The sequence below is a fragment of the Anaerotruncus sp. genome, from assembly GCF_057433415.1.
On the sequence record NZ_DBMDHH010000055.1, the window covers coordinates 1 to 17,077 of the forward strand.

General features: G+C 62.5%; 17 protein-coding genes and 4 tRNA genes. 5 read left to right on the forward strand and 16 right to left on the reverse strand.

Features of this window, described 5'->3' with window-relative positions:
* From ACZO3G_RS12260 to ACZO3G_RS12290, 7 genes are all read right to left on the reverse strand, one after another.
* A partial coding sequence (locus ACZO3G_RS12260) for a PfkB family carbohydrate kinase (protein WP_486847274.1) occupies positions 1-401 on the reverse strand: 401 nt, incomplete at its 3' end.
* A gap of 13 nt (positions 402-414) precedes the next feature.
* Positions 415-894 (reverse strand): ureidoglycolate lyase, encoded by a 480-nt coding sequence (locus tag ACZO3G_RS12265; RefSeq protein ID WP_276872963.1) that lies wholly within the window; start codon positions 892-894, stop codon positions 415-417.
* A 22-nt stretch (positions 895-916) separates the two neighbouring features.
* Entirely contained in the window at positions 917-1,822 is a 906-nt protein-coding gene (locus tag ACZO3G_RS12270) for an ABC transporter permease (protein ID WP_101549653.1), read from the reverse strand.
* 1 nt (position 1,823) lies between these two features.
* Complete coding sequence (locus ACZO3G_RS12275; RefSeq protein ID WP_101549651.1) at positions 1,824-2,918, reverse strand: ABC transporter permease; 1,095 nt, start codon at positions 2,916-2,918, stop codon at positions 1,824-1,826.
* Positions 2,908-4,434 (reverse strand): ABC transporter ATP-binding protein, encoded by a 1,527-nt coding sequence (locus ACZO3G_RS12280; RefSeq protein ID WP_101549649.1) that lies wholly within the window; start codon positions 4,432-4,434, stop codon positions 2,908-2,910. Before ACZO3G_RS12280 ends, ACZO3G_RS12275 begins: the two co-directional genes overlap by 11 nt.
* Before the next feature lie 92 nt (positions 4,435-4,526).
* Positions 4,527-5,618, reverse strand: a complete 1,092-nt coding sequence (locus ACZO3G_RS12285; RefSeq protein WP_121587653.1) for a BMP family ABC transporter substrate-binding protein — start codon at positions 5,616-5,618, stop codon at positions 4,527-4,529.
* Between the two features lie 62 nt (positions 5,619-5,680).
* On the reverse strand, positions 5,681-7,093 hold the full coding sequence (locus tag ACZO3G_RS12290; RefSeq protein ID WP_276874401.1) for an ADP-ribosylglycohydrolase family protein: 1,413 nt from the start codon (positions 7,091-7,093) through the stop codon (positions 5,681-5,683).
* A 139-nt stretch (positions 7,094-7,232) separates the two neighbouring features.
* Between ACZO3G_RS12290 and ACZO3G_RS12295 the strand changes: the two genes are divergently transcribed.
* Positions 7,233-8,423, forward strand: coding sequence for a PucR family transcriptional regulator (locus ACZO3G_RS12295; RefSeq protein ID WP_288283716.1), 1,191 nt, complete (start codon positions 7,233-7,235; stop codon positions 8,421-8,423).
* Here the strand turns inward: ACZO3G_RS12295 and codA are convergent.
* Positions 8,355-9,689 (reverse strand): cytosine deaminase, encoded by a 1,335-nt coding sequence (gene codA, locus ACZO3G_RS12300; RefSeq protein WP_276874395.1) that lies wholly within the window; start codon positions 9,687-9,689, stop codon positions 8,355-8,357. The two genes, ACZO3G_RS12295 and codA, sit on opposite strands and share 69 nt — an antisense overlap.
* A gap of 199 nt (positions 9,690-9,888) precedes the next feature.
* On the opposite strand from codA, the gene ACZO3G_RS12305 reads away from it, so the two are divergent.
* Complete coding sequence (locus ACZO3G_RS12305; RefSeq protein ID WP_277138691.1) at positions 9,889-10,647, forward strand: creatininase; 759 nt, start codon at positions 9,889-9,891, stop codon at positions 10,645-10,647.
* A 153-nt stretch (positions 10,648-10,800) separates the two neighbouring features.
* Here the strand turns inward: ACZO3G_RS12305 and ACZO3G_RS12310 are convergent.
* From ACZO3G_RS12310 to ACZO3G_RS12340, 7 genes are all read right to left on the reverse strand, one after another.
* A tRNA-Cys gene (locus tag ACZO3G_RS12310) sits at positions 10,801-10,875 on the reverse strand.
* 64 nt (positions 10,876-10,939) lie between these two features.
* Positions 10,940-11,015 (reverse strand) — tRNA-Gly (locus tag ACZO3G_RS12315).
* A 3-nt stretch (positions 11,016-11,018) separates the two neighbouring features.
* A tRNA-Phe gene (locus ACZO3G_RS12320) sits at positions 11,019-11,094 on the reverse strand.
* 4 nt (positions 11,095-11,098) lie between these two features.
* Positions 11,099-11,175 (reverse strand) — tRNA-Asp (locus ACZO3G_RS12325).
* A gap of 148 nt (positions 11,176-11,323) precedes the next feature.
* Positions 11,324-12,397 carry a 6-phosphofructokinase gene (locus ACZO3G_RS12330; protein ID WP_101549637.1) on the reverse strand — a complete coding sequence of 358 codons (1,074 nt, stop codon included), beginning with the start codon at positions 12,395-12,397 and terminating at the stop codon, positions 11,324-11,326.
* Between the two features lie 32 nt (positions 12,398-12,429).
* A complete protein-coding gene (locus ACZO3G_RS12335; RefSeq protein ID WP_101549635.1) occupies positions 12,430-12,699 on the reverse strand; it encodes a DUF1294 domain-containing protein in 270 nt (89 codons plus the stop codon).
* 112 nt (positions 12,700-12,811) lie between these two features.
* Entirely contained in the window at positions 12,812-13,156 is a 345-nt protein-coding gene (locus ACZO3G_RS12340; protein ID WP_276874411.1) for a phenylpyruvate tautomerase MIF-related protein, read from the reverse strand.
* A gap of 215 nt (positions 13,157-13,371) precedes the next feature.
* On the opposite strand from ACZO3G_RS12340, the gene sigK reads away from it, so the two are divergent.
* The 3 genes from sigK (at position 13,372) to ACZO3G_RS12355 (ending at position 15,934) form a co-directional block, all read left to right on the forward strand.
* Positions 13,372-14,067, forward strand: a complete 696-nt coding sequence (gene sigK, locus ACZO3G_RS12345) for an RNA polymerase sporulation sigma factor SigK (RefSeq protein ID WP_101549630.1) — start codon at positions 13,372-13,374, stop codon at positions 14,065-14,067.
* Positions 14,068-14,106: 39 nt separating this feature from the next.
* Positions 14,107-15,180 (forward strand): glycosyltransferase family 2 protein, encoded by a 1,074-nt coding sequence (locus tag ACZO3G_RS12350; protein ID WP_276874406.1) that lies wholly within the window; start codon positions 14,107-14,109, stop codon positions 15,178-15,180.
* Positions 15,181-15,292: 112 nt separating this feature from the next.
* The gene (locus tag ACZO3G_RS12355; protein WP_101549626.1) at positions 15,293-15,934 is read left to right on the forward strand and encodes an HAD family hydrolase; all 642 of its coding nucleotides are present in this window, start codon (positions 15,293-15,295) and stop codon (positions 15,932-15,934) included.
* A gap of 432 nt (positions 15,935-16,366) precedes the next feature.
* Here the strand turns inward: ACZO3G_RS12355 and ACZO3G_RS12360 are convergent, their stop codons facing one another.
* Positions 16,367-16,612: a helix-turn-helix domain-containing protein gene (locus ACZO3G_RS12360; RefSeq protein WP_101553181.1), complete on the reverse strand. Its 246-nt coding sequence runs from the start codon at positions 16,610-16,612 to the stop codon at positions 16,367-16,369.
* Positions 16,613-17,077: the final 465 nt, after the last annotated feature.

Genomic DNA, 17,077 nt, shown 5'->3' on the forward strand with positions numbered 1-17,077 from the left:
TGCAGCAGGAGCAGGTCCCCCGGGCCGAAATCCGCGAGCACCCCGTCCGCGTATTCCCGCGTGATCGCGCGGTTCGCGCCGGGATAGAGCACGATGCTGTTCTGTCCCTTCGCGCTCACCTGGATGATCGCGTTGCCGGTGCGGGTTCCGGCGGTGCGCACGCGGCTCACATCCACGCCCGCCTCCCGGCAGACGTCGAGCAGCATGCCGCCGTCTTCTCCCACCATACCCGCGTGGCAGACCTCGGCGCCCGCGCGCGCGAGCGCCACCGACTGGTTGAGGCCCTTGCCGCCCGGGAAGACCTCGAGCCCCCGGGAGGTGATCGTCTCACCGGGCGCGACGATGTGGTCGAGGGAATAGACGTAGTCGATGTTGAGGGAGCCGAAGTTCAATACGCGCATCGCGGGGCCCCCCTCAGTATTCGAGCGCGACCGGCCCGCCGCTCACCGGCAGCCAGTCGGCGGGGCGCTCCCCCGCCTTCGCGAGGTAGTAGTAGCCGGCGGGCTTTCCGAGCCCGCGGCAGGCGTCGTGCCAGACCTCCCGCGCCATGACGGCCGCCTCCCCGGGGGAGAGCAGCACTGCGCGCACGTCCTCCGCGCGCGGCGGCTCGCCGCCGTGCGGCAGCGCCACGCAGAGGATGACCGGCTCCGCCATGCAGAAGATCGCCTCCTCGGTGTGGGCGTGCTTCTCCATCGAGCGCACCTCGCAGGGCGCGGCCCCGCCGATCGTGTAGCCCAGATGGCCGGGCGTGTCGATGAGGGGGGCTTTGGTCATGTGGTCCTCATAGGCGTCGGTCTTGGTGTGGGACACCCGTTCGGCGTCCTCCTTCAAATTGTAGTAGGTCCCGTAGGGGGTAAAGTCGAACTCCCCGATGGGGATCGCCTTGATGGTCATCCTATCCAACCCTTTCCGGCCGTCAGACGGCGTTTTTCTTGAGCTGATCGAGGTTCGTCAGGCACATCACCACGACGGTGGCGATATAGGGGGTCATCAGCACGAGCTGCGAGGGGATGTTGAAGCTCTGGAGGCCGACCGACACCGCGTCCGCGAACGCGAAAATCAGGCAGGCGAAGAACGCCTTGAAGGGGTCGCCCTTGCCGATGCGCGCGGCCGAGACCGCGAGGAAGCCCTTGCCGGCGGACATGTTCTCGGTGAACATCGAGATGCCGCTCAGCGGCAGGCAGGCCCCCGCCGCGCCCGCGAGCACGCCGGTGATGATCAGCGAGGCCCATTTGTACTTGGTCACCGAGACGCCCGCGCTCTGGATCGCCTTTTCGTTGAGGCCGACGCCCCGCAGGCGCAGACCGAAACGGGTCTTGTACATGACGATCTGCGAGACGATTACGACGGCGAAGGCCGCGTAAACGAGGATGTTGTGGTTGTTGAGCAGCTCGCCCACAAAGGGGATCCTGCCCAGCAGCGGGATGTCGATGCTGCCGAAGCTCTTGATGCGCGGGTCCATGATCGAGCCGCGGATGTGGAAGATGTTGAAGAGGAGCAGCGAGGTGAGCCCCCATGCGCTCAGGTTCATCGCGATGCCGACGACGATGGGGTCGGACTTGAAGTGCAGCACGAAGGTGCCGAAGATCGCGGACATCACGACGCCGCTGGCCATGCCGAAGAGCAGCCCCATGAACGCGTTCTCGAAGAGGTAGCTGCCCCAGGTGGCGAAGAAGGCGCTCGTGAGCACGTAGCTTTCCAGCCCGATGTTGAAGATTTTCGCCTTGTGGCCGAAGACGCTGCCCATCGTGGCCAGCGCGAGTGGCGCGGACAGGCGGACGGTCGCCGCCAGCGTGGAGGTGCTCAGCAGAATTCCCAGCATCTCACTGCACCCCGCTTTCCTGTTTGCGCAGCATGCGCAGTTGTTTCTGGTCGCAGAACCACTTGTAGAGCGCCTCGTAGTCGATCGCGACAAGCAGCACGAAGAGCGCCTGGAGCACCGAAATCACCAGCCGGTTGGTCTCGGTGACGCGTTCCATGTGGAAGGAGCCGCTCTTGAGCGCACCCCAGATGAACGAGATGAAGATGACCGCGATGGGGTTGTTCTTGGCGATCGAGGCGATCATGACGCCGTCCCAGCCGAGGTTGGTGGCGAAGCCGGGGCGGAACTTGCCGAACGTGCCCATCATTTCGGTGCCGCCGCACATGCCCGCGATGAACCCGCTGAGCAGGAAGATCGTCAGGAAGGTGCTCTTGTAGTTGACGCCGCCGAACTTGGAGAACTTGAGGTTCTCGCCGACCATCTTGAGCTCGTACCCCTTGACGGTGTACTTGTAGAGCAGGTGCACCAGGATCGCGATGCCGATGGCGATGAAGATCGCCGTCGTCGCGCTCGTGCGCGGCAGGAGCACCGACAGGCGGGCGGTCGGCTGCATGTCCGGGGTGGCGATCGCGTCGGCCAGCTCGGACGCGTCGAAGCCCATGTACTTGAAGGTCAGGTACTCGGTGAAGAGCAGCGCCGCGTAGTTGAGCATCAGGGTGCTGATCAGCTCGTTGACGTCGAGCAGCAGCTTGAGGATGGCGGGGATGAAGGAGAAGATCATGCCGCTGAGCCCCGCCACCAGCAGGCAGACGACGATATGTACCCCGCGGGGCATGAGCAGCTGGTAGCCGACGACCGCCGAGACGAACGCGCCGAAATACATCTGCCCCTCGATGCCCACGTTCCAGATGCCCGATTTGAAGGCGATGACGGCGGAGATGCCGGTGATGATGCTCGGGGTGGCCCAGCGGATCGTGGTGCCGATCGCGCTGACGCTGCCGAACGCGCCCACGCCGAGCGCCTTGAACGCCTCCGCCGGGCTGTTGCCCTGGGAAAGGATGATGATCGATCCGATGATCATGACCAGCAGCGCGGCGACGAGATATTTGAGGACGGTGAGCTTTCCGTTCGTGGAAAGCCTGAGGTTAAGCTTCATCCCTTTTCCCTCCCAACATGTACATGCCGACCGTCTGCTCGTCCAGCTCGTCGGTATTCCGCAGGTTTCCGGTGATCTCGCCGTTATACATGACGAGGATGCGGTCGGAAAGCTCCATGACCTCGCCGAGCTCGTGGCTCACGAGCAGGACCGAGACGCCCGCCTCCGCGATCTGGATGATCTTCTGCCAGATAAACTCGATCGCGCCCACGTCGATGCCGCGGGTGGGGTCCTCGACGACCAGCAGGTCGTTCTCCTGGCAGAACTCCCGCCCGACGACCACCTTCTGGATGTTTCCGCCAGAGAGGGTGCCGATCTGTGTGTAGACGCTTTCGGCCTTGACTGAGAAGTCCTCGACGACCTGTTTGGAGAACCCTTCGGCCTCCTTTTTGTTGACGAGCAGCGGGTTTTTGAACTTGTGGGCCACATGGTAGCCCATGATGCAGTTTTCCAGGATGCTCGAATCCCGGGCGCAGCCGGTGCCGAGGCGGTCCTGCGGGACGTAGCCGATCCGGTCGACCCGGTGGCCGCGCGGGGAGAGGTGGGTGATGTTCTCCCCCTTGTAGCGGATCTCGCCCGATTCGGGCCTGCGCAGCCCGAAGAGGCTTTCGATCAGCTCTCCCTGCCCCGAGCCCGCGACGCCCGCGACGCCGACGATCTCGCCCTTTTTCACCGAGAAGCTGACGTTCTTGACCTTGACGACGCCGTCGTCGCTCTTGACGGTCAAATCCTTCACGGCCAGCAGGTCCTCGCCGATCTCCTTTTCCTGCTTCTGGGTGTTGAAAAGCACCTCGCGCCCGACCATCAGGCTTGCGAGCAGCTGCTCGCTGGCCTCGGCGGGGGTCAGGTTGCCGGTGACGCGGCCGTTTTTGAGCACCGTAATATAGTCAGAGATCTCCATTACCTCTTTGAGCTTGTGGGTAATCAGGATCACAGTTTTTCCGTGTTCAGTCAGATAGCGGATCGCATCGAACAGGCCCTCGATCCCCTGCGGGGTGAGCACCGCGGTCGGCTCGTCGAGGATGATGATGTCCGCGCCCTTGTAGAGGACCTTCACGATCTCCACCTGCTGGAGAAGCGAAACAGGCAGGTCCTGCGCCTTTTCGTCCAGCGGGATGGAAAACTTGTACTTGTCGCAGATCTCCTGGATATCCTTCCTCGCCTTTTTCCTGTCCAGGAAATATCCCATGCGGGTGGTCTCAAAGCCCATCATGAGGTTTTCCAGCACCGTAAGCTCGGGATAGAGCATGAATTCCTGGTGGACCATGCCGATCCCGCATTTCGCCGCGTCGTTGGGGTTGCGGAACACGACCTTTTTGCCGTTGACGAACACCTCGCCCTTGCTCGGCTTATAGATGCCCGCGATCATGTTCATCAGCGTCGACTTGCCCGCGCCGTTCTCGCCGATGATCGAATGCACCGACGCGCGCTTCACCGTCATGTTGATGTCCTCGTTCGCGACGAGCGAGCCGAAGTATTTGCACATCCCCTTGACTTCCAGAATGACGTCTTCCATAATTGCCTCCATCCTGAGCGGAACCATTCCGTCCGTTGGATTATTCGGCGGGCGGCAGGAGCCTTCCTGCCGCCCACCGGAGCGTTCGGGGGTTATTTTACAACGTTTTCGTCCTCAGTGACCTGGATGGTGCCGTTCTTGATGCCCTCGACGATCTCGAGCACGCCGTCCTGCAGCTCCTTGGGGAGCTTGTCAAAGTCGCGCTGATCGTACATCGGGAGCCCCTGCGCCAGGCCGTAGGCCTTGTCGCCGCTCTCGTAGGTGCCGTCGAACACGCTCTTGCCTTCCACATAGAGGGCCTCGTCGAACGGCTTGAGGGCGGACCAGAAGACGCACGGATCGACGTCGCCCTGGTAGTCGTCGCTGCCGATGCACTTGATGCCCTGGTCGGCGCAGCCGGCGATGACGCCGAGGCCGCTGCGGGAGGCGGACTGGAAGATGAGGTCGACGCCGTTATTCTGGATCATCAGCTTGGCGACTTCCTGGCCCTTGACGGGGTCCTGGTCGTTGCCGACGTAGGCGACCTCGACGGGGATGTTCTCATCGACGTGGTGCACGCCGGCGATGAAGCCGTCGCGGTACCGGCGGCTGACGGGACGGTCCGCGTGGGCGATGAAGCCCACCTTCTTGGCCTCGGTGGTGTTCGCCGCGAGATAGCCCGCGATGAAGGAGGAGGCGTACGGGTCGACGGAGATCGAGCTGACGTTCGGCTCGTTCGTCTTCATGTAGACGTCCGCGAGGATGAACTTGGTGTCGGGATACTCGGGAGCCACCTTGACGGCCAGCTCGGACAGGTCGCCCCACATGCAGTAGACGGGGTTGGCGCCCAGCTCGGCCATCGCGCGGACCTGATCCTCATATTCCGCCTTGTCGAGCGTCTCAATGATCTTGAGCTCGGCCCCGGTCTCGGCGGACAGCTTCTCAAGGCCCTTCACGCACAGCGCGATGAACGGGTCGCCCACGGGGGACGGGATGAGCAGCGCGATCGGCTTGTCGCCGGTCGGGACGCTCGCTTCGGCCTGTGCGGCGGGCTCCTCGGCGGGGGCGGCGTCCTCGGAGGGCGCGGGGGCCGCTTCGGAAGCGGGGGCCTGGCTGGCCTGCGAGGGGGCGGGGGCGGTCGCGCAGCCCGCGAAGACGCCCGCTAAGAGCGCGAGGCAGAGAAGCAGAGAGATCGATCTTTTCATTTTTTCATAACTTCCTTTCTTCCTAGCTTATCGTTAAGAGGCTTCCTTTCCTCCTGGGTCCGTTATTCCTGCCAGTGCTTTAAGATCGCGTCGGTCGTCTTTTCCGAAAGGGAGGTGATGCTCTGGGTTTCCATCGTGCGCACGTAGGTGTCCAGCCGGTCCTCGAGCGGCTCGGTGAACTTTTTGTCGAGCGCCGCCGTCCCGAGCATCGCGCCGTAGGCGTGCCCGATCGGGCCGCCGGTGCAGTCGTTGTCCTGCCCGGACATCATCAGGATGCTCATCGCCTTTTGGTAGTCGTTGCCCGCGAAGTAGATCGCGATCACCTCGGAGGCCATGTTCGGGTAGCAGTGCACCCAGTTGTAGTGCTTGTATTTTTCCTCGCACAGCTCCCACGCCTCGCGGTAGGTCGCCGATTTCTCGCACGCCTCGAAGGCGAACTCGAGCACGGTGTAGAACTCGCTGTCCATCGGGATGGCGCGCATCGCCTTCTCCAGAACGGTGCGCATGTCGGTCTCGACGTAGGCCATCGAGACGAGCACCGCGTTGAAGACCTCCGCGAGGATGCCGTTGTTGTGGTGGGAGACCCGCCCGTCCTTCCAGGCGAGCTCGGCGGCCAGCCTGGGCCTGCCGGGGGCGAGCGCGCCGCAGATGGCCGCGCGCATCGCGGCGCCGATCATCTCGCGGTAGGGATTGACGAGGTAGCCGCTCTGCGGCGGATAGATGCCCGAGCGCATGTGGCGCAGGGCGACCTCCTCGGCCGTGTAGGCGAAGGGGATGAGCCCCACCCACTTGTCAGCGATGTCGTCGGAATCGATCGCGTAGCCCTTTTCACGGAACGCCTCGAGCAGCGCGAGCTCGAAGGTGATGTCGTCGTTGAGGGTCTCGGGGGGCTTGACGTAGCCGTCGATCTCCCCGAACACCTCCCACAGCCGGGAGGATTTGAAGCCCTCCACCGCCGTGCCGAGCGCCGAGCCGATGATCTCGCCCAGCCAGCCCGCGTGCACCCGGTCGAAGAGCTCCTCCCGGCCGGGAAGCCGGTAATCGGGATATTCGCAGAGCTGCGCGTTTTGCAGGTACTGCTCAAAGCTCTCGTAGACCACGCAGGACCAGTAGGGGTGCCCCGCGATCTTGGGGGCCTCGGCGAGCGCCTTGAACACCCGCGCGTTGAGGACCTGCAGGTCGATGAGGCGGTCCTCCCGGATTGCGTCGAACGCCAGCGGGATGAGCTTGTCCGCCTCGGTGACGTCGTAGCCCATGTTCGCCATGCTGCTGATCGCGCCGAGCATCTTGGAGTAGGGCGCCTTCGACTCGGGCAGGGGCTTGGTCCACGCGCCCTTGCCGCTCTCGAGCATCTGGCGCGCCTCCTCGAGGAACTTGCCCTCCAAAAGGTTGTCCCACTGGATGAGGTCGGTGCGGTCCTTCACCGGCACCGCGCCGCTGAACATTTCATAATCCCATTCCCACGCTTGTTTCATGCGGTAACACTCCTATCTGTAAAATTATGACATGGTCAAAAAATAGGGCTTGTATTATAATGGTCCTGATACTTTCAGGCTGGTACGATCAGGTTTTTTTGCGTTTGCCGCCTGCACTGTTTTGGAAGGAGGACGCCCCATGTCCATCTCCTGCGCGGACCTCAAGGGCCTCAGGCACTTCAGGCAGATCCGGCTGGTCGCCGGTGAAAAGGGGCTCTACCGGCAGATCTCCTGGCCGTTCATCTGCACCACCTCGACCATCTCCCAGTGGCTGCACGGCGGGGAGCTGATCTTCATTTCGGGCGCGGGTCTCGACTGCGGGGAGGAGAGCCTGCTCTCCCTCATGCGTGAATCGGTCTCCAAGGGGCTGGCCGGCATGGTCATGCTCACCGGGGAACGCTACATCCCCGAAATCCCCCCGTCGCTGGTCGAGCTGGCCGACGCGTCCTGCTTCCCGCTCTTCGAGATGCCCTGGGACGTCAAGCTGATCGACGTGACGCAGGAGATCTCCGAAAACATTATGTACCGCAAGGAGCAGGCGAAGAAGGGGCAGCGGTTCCTGGAGCAGCTGCTCTTTTCCGCGGACGACAGCCGCACCTTCGAGGAGCTTTCCGGGCTGTTCGGGATCCCCCAGCGCGCCTTCCGCTTCATCGCGGTGGCGGAGATCCAGGCCGGGGACCCGGCGGCCGCCGCCCTGGACACCATCAAGAGCGACCTCTCCCACACCCTCAAATCGTGCGGCGAGGGGGAGGGGCGCAGCGTCCTGGCGATGGGGTACCTCAACACGGTCGTCTGCCTCGCGCTCGGCAAGACCGAACGGGACGCCGACGCGCTCGACAAATGCCTCACCGAGACGTTCGGCGTGCTCTCCAAGCGCTATCCCCACGCGCCGCTGCGCCTGGGCTTCGGACGGGTGTGCCAGAAGGGCTGCCCCATCCGGACGAGCTACTCGGAGGCCAAAAAGGCGCTGGCCACGATGGCCAAGGGGATCAGCCGGGAACAGGTGCTGCACTATTCCGAGCTCGGCATCTTCCGGCTCTTCTTTGAAATCGAGAACCCCGAGGAGATCCGGAAGTACTCCCGGGAGAACCTCGGGCCGCTGCTCGAGGCGGACCAGAAGAACGGCTCCGACCTCGTGGGCACGCTGCGCAGCTACCTCTACAACAACTGCAACCTGCTGCGGACCTCCCAGGCGCTCTATATCCACCGCAACACCCTCATCTACCGCCTCAATACGATCAAGGGGCTGCTTGCCAAGGATTTAGACGATGCGTTTGTCCGGCACGAACTCTTCAACAGCATCCTTGCCGCGGAATTCATCGAAAAATAGCGGCTCCTCCCGCAAAAAGCCCCGGTCGGTTTCGACCTGCTCGAACCGCCGGAAGAGGAATTCTCCCCCGCGCACCGAGCAGGCGACGCTCGCGCGTTCGCAGACCGCGTCAAACTCGTCGGCGGCGTTGAGCACGATAAAGTTGGCGTCCCTGCCCGGCGCGATGCCGTAGGCGTCCTGGATGTGCAGCGTCTTCGCGCCGTTCACCGTGATCAGGTCGAGCGCGCCGTAGATCTGCTCGATGCTCGTGAGCTGGCAGGCGTGCAGGCCGGCGTCGAGGATGTTCATGAGGTTCCCCGAACCGAGCGGATACCACGGGTCGGAGATCGAATCCTGCGCGAAGCAGACGTTGAGTCCCTCGGCGAGCAGCTCGGGCACGCGGGTCACGCCGCGGCGCTTGGGGTAGCTGTCACACCGGCCCTGAAGATGCATGTTCTCGGTCGGGCAGGAGATGAAGTTGAGCTTCGCGAGCTTGAGCAGCTTAAAGAGCTTGGCGGTGTAGGCGTTGTTGTAGGAGGCCATCGCGCAGGTGTGGCTGGCGGTGGTCAGTTCGCCGATGCCGCCGAGGTAGGCCTGCGCGGCCAGCTCCTCGAGGAAGCGGGACTGCTCGTCGTCCGTCTCGTCGCAGTGGATGTCCACGAGCTTTCCGTATTTGATCGCAAGCTCGACCGCCCTTTTGACCGAGCGCAGCCCGAACTCGCGGGTGAATTCAAAGTGCGGGATCGCGCCGACGACGTCGGCGCCCATTTTAAGCGCCTCCTCCACGAGCCGGTCGCCGCCCGGGAAGGAGTACATCCCCTCCTGCGGGAAGGCGATGATCTGCATGGTGACGAGGTCGGAGACCTCCTCGCGCAGCTCCAGCATCGCCTTCAGGCCGGTGAGGTTGGGGTCGGTCACGTCCACATGGGTGCGGACGTATTGGATGCCGCTCAGGATCTGCTTGCGCAGGGCGATGCGGGCGCGGCGCTTGATCTCCTCCCCGGACATGCCGCCCTTTGTCTCCGACCAGCGCTGGATGCCCTCGAAGAGGGTCCCGCTGTGGTTTTTCGCGCCGGGTTCGCGCGCCGTATATACATAATCCAGATGGATGTGCGGTTCCACATAGGGCGGAAGCGTCAGCTTCCCGCCGAGGTCCACCCGCTCGGCCTCCGGATACCGGGCGCCCAGGCCGGGAGCGATCTCCGAAAAGGCGCCGTCCTCCACCAAAAGGTCGGTGACGCCGGCGGCGCCCTTGAGCTTCGCGTTTAGAAATAAGGTTCTCTTCATGTCCCGAAATCCCCTTTGATCCAGGCGGGCCGGTGGCCGCCGTGTTCTCTGTTAAAAAGCATAGCACAGCGAAACGGCTTCGTCATTGTACCCTGCGTACAAGCATTTGGCGAGCTTTCGGACTTTTTGTACATTGTAGCCACAATCCTTTTCCCTTATCATTTGATTATGTGATGAACATCCAAAAGGAGGGCGCTGTATGTTTGAAGAAGTCAAGATGGAACGGATGACCTGGCGGGAATTTGAGGCGAAAAAGGACCGGGTCCTCATCCTCCCGGTCGGCGCGACCGAACAGCACGGGCCGCACCTGCCGCTCTGCGTGGACGCGGTGCTCGCCGAGCAGTTCGCCTGCCGGCTCGCCCAGGCGGTCAGCGGCGTGGTCGCCCCCACCCTCTCCTACGGCTATAAATCGAAGCCCCTGAGCGGCGGCGGGCCCCTCTTTCCCGGCACGATCGACCTGAACGGCGCGACGCTCCAGCAGCTCGCCTCCGACCTGTTCGACGAGTTCGTGCGGGACGGTTTCACCAAAATCTTCATTATGAACGCGCACTTTGAAAACGACCCCTTCCTCATCGAGGCGATGGACCTGTGCAGCGCCCGTTATGGGGACCGCGTCACCCTCCTGCTCTCCAACTGGTGGGACCCCATGCCCGAGGAACTGATCGGCCGCCTCTTCGACGAGGTGCCCTTCCCCGGTTGGGCGTTCGAGCACGCGGCGATCACCGAGACCTCCCTCATGCTCTACTTCGCGCCCGAGCTTGTGCGGGAGGAGCTCATCGTCGATTCAAAGGGCGCCGCGCCCTGCCCCTACTTCAAATACCCCATCGATAAAGACGCCATTCCCTCCACCGGGGTCCTCGCGACCGCGCGTTCCTCCTCGGCGGAAAAGGGGCGGCTGATCGTCGAGGCGGTTCTCCCACGCCTCGTCGAGATCGTCGGTACGGCCTTCCCAGGCTGACAAAAACAGGGCGGCGGGTCCGTATGGACCCGCCGCCCTGTTTTTGCGCCGACCGGAATCGGACCGGTAAATGTTGGTTTTGCAGATTTTTTGCTTTCCACGCCGCGGATGCGCAAAAACCCCCGCTGCTTTCGCAGCGGGGGTTTTGTCCTTTGGAGGCGCCGACCGGAATCGGACCGGTGAATGAAGGTTTTGCAGACCTCTGCCTTACCGCTTGGCTACGGCGCCGCTATCATATACCGCAGTATATGAAAAAAGAGGCGCGAAGTTTCCATTCCCGACCTCTTTTTGTTGGAGCGGGTTACGAGGCTCGAACTCGCTACCTCCACCTTGGCAAGGTGGCGCTCTGCCAAATGAGCTAAACCCGCGTTTGGTGCCTTCGGTCGGAATCGAACCAACGACACGAGGATTTTCAGTCCTCTGCTCTACCAACTGAGCTACAAAGGCAAACTGGCGACCCGGATGGGGCTCGAACCCACGACCTCTAGCGTGACAGGCTAGCGTTCTAACCAACTGAACTACCGGGCCATCTGCGCCGGTCTTGTCGAACAGCGCGATATTTATTATAATCGTTCCCACCGTTTTTGTCAATAGGATTCGGGGAAGAATCTTGAAAAAAGAACGGAGGAAAAAACCAGACGCGGGCGGGAGGAAATCCTCCCGCCTATGGTATTCCCTAATCGCCGAAGGAAATACCCAAACTGCGCGCTGTAAAAATCATCTGGTCGTTGACCGGGACGAATTTCGTCTTTCCGGCGACGTCGGACAGGCGGTTGTGGACGATCTCGTTGTTCTGCTGGGCGACGGTCACGCCGAAGATGCCGCGGCTGAAGAGCTCCGCGCCGTAAACGCCGAACTGGGAGGCGAGCACCCGGTCGTAGGCGGACGGCTCGCCGCCGCGGATGAAGTGCCCCGGCACGACCATGCGCGTCTCGGAGCCCGAGCTCTCCTCGATCTGCCGCACGATGCGCGCCGTCGCCGTCGTGATCCCCTCGGCGGCGCGTTTTTCGGCGCGCTCCTTCTTTTTCATTTTGGCCTCTTCGGCGTCGAACGCGCCCTCCGCGACCACCACGATCGAGAATCCCCGGCCGGACGCCGCCCGCCGCTCGATCGCCTTGACGACCTTTTTGATGTCGTAGGGGATCTCGGGGATGAGGATGACGTCCGCGCCGCCCGCCACGCCGGTGTAGAGGGTGAGCCAGCCCGCCTTGTTGCCCATGATCTCAATGACCATCACCCGTTTGTGGCTGCTCGCGGTGGTGTGGATGCGGTCGACCACCTCGGTGCCGATCCCCACGGCGGTATGGAATCCAAACGTCACGTCGGTGCCCCAGATGTCGTTGTCGATCGTCTTGGGCAGGCCGATGATGTTGAGCCCCTCCTCGGAGAGGAGATTGGCCGTCTTGTGGGTGCCGTTGCCGCCCAGAACGAAGAGGCAGTCGAGCTTCATCTTTTTGTAGTTGCCCTTCATCTCGGCGACCTTGTCCACGTCGTTCTCGACGATCTTCATGTTTTTATAGGGGGTGCGCGCCGTGCCGAGGATGGTGCCGCCGCGCGTCAGGATGCCGGAAAAATCCGACTGCTTCATCTCATGGTACTCGCCCTTGATCAGCCCCTTGAAGCCGTCGACCACGCCGACGATCTCCACGTCCGGCATCTTCTGGTAGAGCGCCTTGGCCACCCCGCGGATGGTCGCGTTCAGTCCCGGACAGTCACCGCCCGCCGTTAAAATTCCCACTCTTTTTGCCATTTCCTTTTCCTCCTTACGCAAAACCCGTCCGATTACCGAACCAGCAGCGCCCACACGAGCAGCCCGTATTCCGCCAGCGTGATCGCCGGGATTCCAACCACAAAATACCAGCGGCGCGTCTTGTGCCGGAAGAGATACATACCGGCCCACACGCCCCATCCCCCGCCGATCACGGCGAAGAAGAAGAGCGTTTTCTCGGGGATGCGCCACGCGCCGCGCTTCGCCTTCCACTTGTCGAGCCCGCAGGCCGCCAGTCCCGCCGCGTTGACCGCGAAAAGCGCCCACATCAAGACGGTTCCCATCCGCTCATCCTTTCATTCGGAATCTTCGCAAAATCAGTATACCACATCTTTCCGCCGATGGAAAGGCGCGCGGCAGAAGGGCGGGGAGCACGCTCCCCGCCCCTTTTACGGCTCAAAAATTCGCGCCGTTCCAGCCCCAGTTGGCCACCTCCTCATATTTGACGTAGATGTGGTCGGGCGCGATATCCAGTTCGTCGCGCAGGATGCCGGTGATCTCCCCGGTCAGCCTGTCAAAGGCGGACGCGGGCGCCTTGCCGTACACCTTGACCTCCACGAAGGCCATCGGCGCGCCGGCCTCCCCGCGGAAATACATGCGGCAGCCGTCCTCGAACGTGCACATCAGCCAGTTTTCCGTTTTGCCGGGGATGGCGGTGATCGCCTGTCCGAATTTTTGCTTGATCGCCTCCTCCTTTTCCGGGGTGAGCGTGACGTTTACCTTTGTCTGGATGCAGGGCATTGCGATTCCTCCCTCAAATTTTTCTGCGCTTATTATATCCCGTTCCCGCCGTGTTTTCAATTGTTTTTCCGCGACGGCCGTTTTCGTCCCGCCGCCGGACTTGCACGGGACGAGGCCCTTTGGCATATAGATGAATCGTGCCATGTCTTGCATGGTGCGTTTTCTTTTTCGCCCGATTCTCAAATCCGCCGGGTTCCGGCCGAGGAGGTCTTCCCTTGTTCTCGTTGTTCGCCGCCCTGTGCAACCTGCTCTATTTCGCCCTGCACGTCACCGGTACCGGGTCCTTCCCCCGCCCCCTCTCCGCCAAGGAGGAACGCGAATGCCTCGATCGGATCGCCGCCGGGGACGAAGCCGCCAAAGCCTGCCTGATCGAGCACAACCTGCGCCTCGTGGCCCATATCATCAAGAAGTATTACAGCACCTTCAAGGACCAGGACGACCTGATCTCGATCGGGACGATCGGACTGATCAAGGCGGTCTCCACCTTCAACACCGACAAGGGGACCCGTTTCGCGACCTACGCCTCCCGCTGCATCGAAAACGAGGTGCTGATGCACTTCCGCAATAAGAAGAAGTCCGCGCAGGACGTCTACATAAGCGATCCGATCGACACCGACAAGGACGGAAATTCCCTGACGCTCGGCGACATCATGTCGGAGGAGGACAACATCATCGACTGCATCGACCTGCACATCAAGTCGGAGCAGCTCTATGATTTTATCGCCTGCTGCCTCGACGAGCGGGAGCGGCAGATCATCGTCATGCGCTACGGACTCGGCGGGACCCGCCCGCTCACCCAGCGGGAGGTCGCCAAAAAGCTGGAAATTTCCCGCTCCTATGTCTCGCGCATTGAAAAGAAGGCGATCGGAACGCTTCGCACCCGCTTTGAACGGGAGGGCGCATTTCTCTGACGCGCCGTTCGGGCGGCAAAACCTGTAAAGGAGAGTTCCATGATCACCATCAGCCTGTGCATGATCGTTAAGGATGAGGAGGACGTCCTCGCCCGCTGCCTCGAAAGCGCGGCGGACACGGCGGACGAGATCATCATTGTGGATACCGGCTCCGCCGACGCGACGAAGGAGATCGCGCGGCGGTATACCGACAAGGTCTATGACTTCGCGTGGACCGACGACTTTTCCGCCGCGCGGAATTTTTCCTTCTCCAAAGCGGAGATGGAATACTGCATGTGGCTCGACGCGGACGACATCCTTTTGGAAGCCGACCGCGCCGCGCTGCTCGACCTCAAACGCACCCTCGATCCCGCCGCCGACGTCGTCATGCTCCGCTACCACGCGGCGTTCGACGCGGACGGCAAGCCCACCCTCTCCTACTACCGCGAACGGATCGTCCGCAACAGCCCTGAATTCCGCTGGGCGGGGGCGGTACACGAGGCGATCACCCCCTCGGGCGTCGTCGTTTACGGAGACGCCGCCGTCTCCCACCGCAAGCTGCGCCCCTCCGACCCTGCGCGCAATCTGCGCATCTATGAAAAACAGCTCGCCGAGCAGGGGGAGCTCGCGCCGCGCGACCAGTTCTACTACGCGCGCGAGCTCTACTACCACGAGCGTTACGCCGACGCCGTCCGCGTGTTTGAGGCGTTCTTGGACGGGGGACGCGGCTGGATCGAAAACAACATCGAAGCCTGCCGCCATCTCTCCTGGTGCCGCTACGCGATGAAGGAGCCGCGCGAGGCGCTTTCCGCGCTGCTGCGCACCCTCGAGTACGACACACCGCGCGCCGAGGTCTGCTGCGACGTCGGAAAGCATTTTCTCGACCGCGCGCGCTACCGGGAGGCGATCTTCTGGTATGAGCTCGCGCTCTCCCGCGAGCGCGACGACCGCTCGGGCGCTTTCGTCAGCCCCGACTGCTACGGCTACCTGCCCTGCATCCAGCTTTGCGTCTGCCACGACCGGCTGGGCGAGCGCGCCCGCGCCGCCGAATATAACGACCGCGCCGGGAAATATAAGCCCGACGACCCCTCCTACCTGCGCAACAAGCTCTATTTTGCCGCGCAGGGCTCCTGAAGGAAATCCATCCCCCGGCGCGCCCGCCGGGGGATGGATTTCTTTGGTTTGCATTTCTCCGGGAAACGCGGTAGAATAGCTACAGAAAATTCACCCGGCCAAGGAGGTTTTCATGCAAGGCGCAATCTTTGATATGGACGGTACCCTGCTCGACTCCATGCCCTTCTGGGGCGACTCCGCCGACCGCTTCCTCATGAAGCGGGGCGTCCGCCCGCCCCCGGGACTTTACGAGGCCCTCAAGGACCTCAGCATGGTCCAGACCGCCGATTACCTGCGCGAACGGTTCGGCGTCACCGGGACCGTGCAGGATGTGATGGACGGCATCAACGAGGTCATGGAGGAGAGCTATTTCCACCAGATCCCGCCCAAGGCGGACATCCTCTCCTTCGTCGACCGCCTCGCCCGCGCCGGGGTGCGCATGTGCGTGGCCACCGCCACCGACCGCTATCTCGCGGAGGCGGCGCTCAAGCGGGTCGGCCTGCTCGGCCGGTTTGAGTTCCTGCTCACCTGTACCGAGGTGGGCGCGGGCAAGCATCTGCCCGTGATCTATGAGCGCGCCTGCGAACGGCTGGGACTGCCCCGCGAGGAGGTCGTCGTCTTTGAGGACGCGCTCTACGCCGTGGAGACCGCCAAAGCCGCCGGCTTTCCCGTCGTCGCGATCGCCGACCGCTCCGCCGCCGGGGACGAGCCCCGCATCCGCGCCCTCGCCGACCGGTTCGTCAAACAGTATGCCGAACTGAATGAATGGGAATAAAGAGAAGCCGTCCGGAAGGGCGGCTTCTCTTTATTTGGATTGTCCGCTCATCGAGCGGCGCAGTTTGTCGTTGGCCGGCCGACGGCCGTTTTAGATATTCCGCCCCGGAGGCGGAGGGCCTGTCGGTGGCCGACCGACGGCGGGCTTGGATTTGCCGCTCGGCGAGCGGCGTAGTTTGCCGGGTCCCGCCCCGGCGGGCGGCCCAATTTCTTGGCCGCCCAAGAAATTGGGGAAAGAAACCGCAGGGGGCTGCGCCCCCTTGACCCCCACGCCGCCTCCGGTTGGCCTTCGGCCAAAGTCGGCGGCGCCCTGTCACGGATCAATGGGCGGGTGTACAGCATCCCGCCCGCCGCCGCGCCGCGGGCGCAATGCCTCTGCCTGAGAGGCTCCGGAACCGTACCGGTAATGCGCCCGGGGAGGCACGGCTTTAAGTCATTCGCCGCTCTCTTCCGGCCGGCGCACCGGCCCCAAAAGGTCCTCATAGCGGCACCCAAGCGCCCGGCAGATCATCGGGAGCTCATGGGCAAAGATGTTACGGCACCCGTTCTCGATCTTCGTCACGGTCGACCGTGTAATATCGAACTCCGCCACCTGCAATTTTGCGGCGAAAAGCTCCTGCGACCACCCCTTCTGATTCCGCAGTCGGGCGATATTCTTACCGATATAGCCGTCCAGCATTTTTTTGCGCCCCATAGTACAATCGCTTGCTCCCATCTAATCACATTTTTCTTGATTATAGGGAGATTATTTGCTATAATTGTTCTTATATAAGAACACCAGGGAGCCTGACTAATGAAAGTATCTATAAAACTACCAAAAAACAAAATCTGGGGAATCCGCCTGGAATGGCTGCTCCGCCGGAACCCGGAGAACGCACCTCCCCGGCGTAAGCGGGCGTGTGGAAGAGGAAGGAAAAGGGGCGGGACGCAATAGCGTCCCGCCCCTTTTCCTTCCGTTGTATGATATCGTTCCCTGCCGTGTGCCACCTTGGCGGGTGCTTTGGCAGTTGTCTTATTGTCGCGGCAGGCTGGGCGTGAGCGGTGGGGGGATTCTCAAGGGGGGCGAGCTTTGCGCCCCCATCTTCTTCAAGTGAGCCCCCCTTGAGCGCCCTTCTTCCGCCGACTTCTTGGGCGCGCAAGAAGT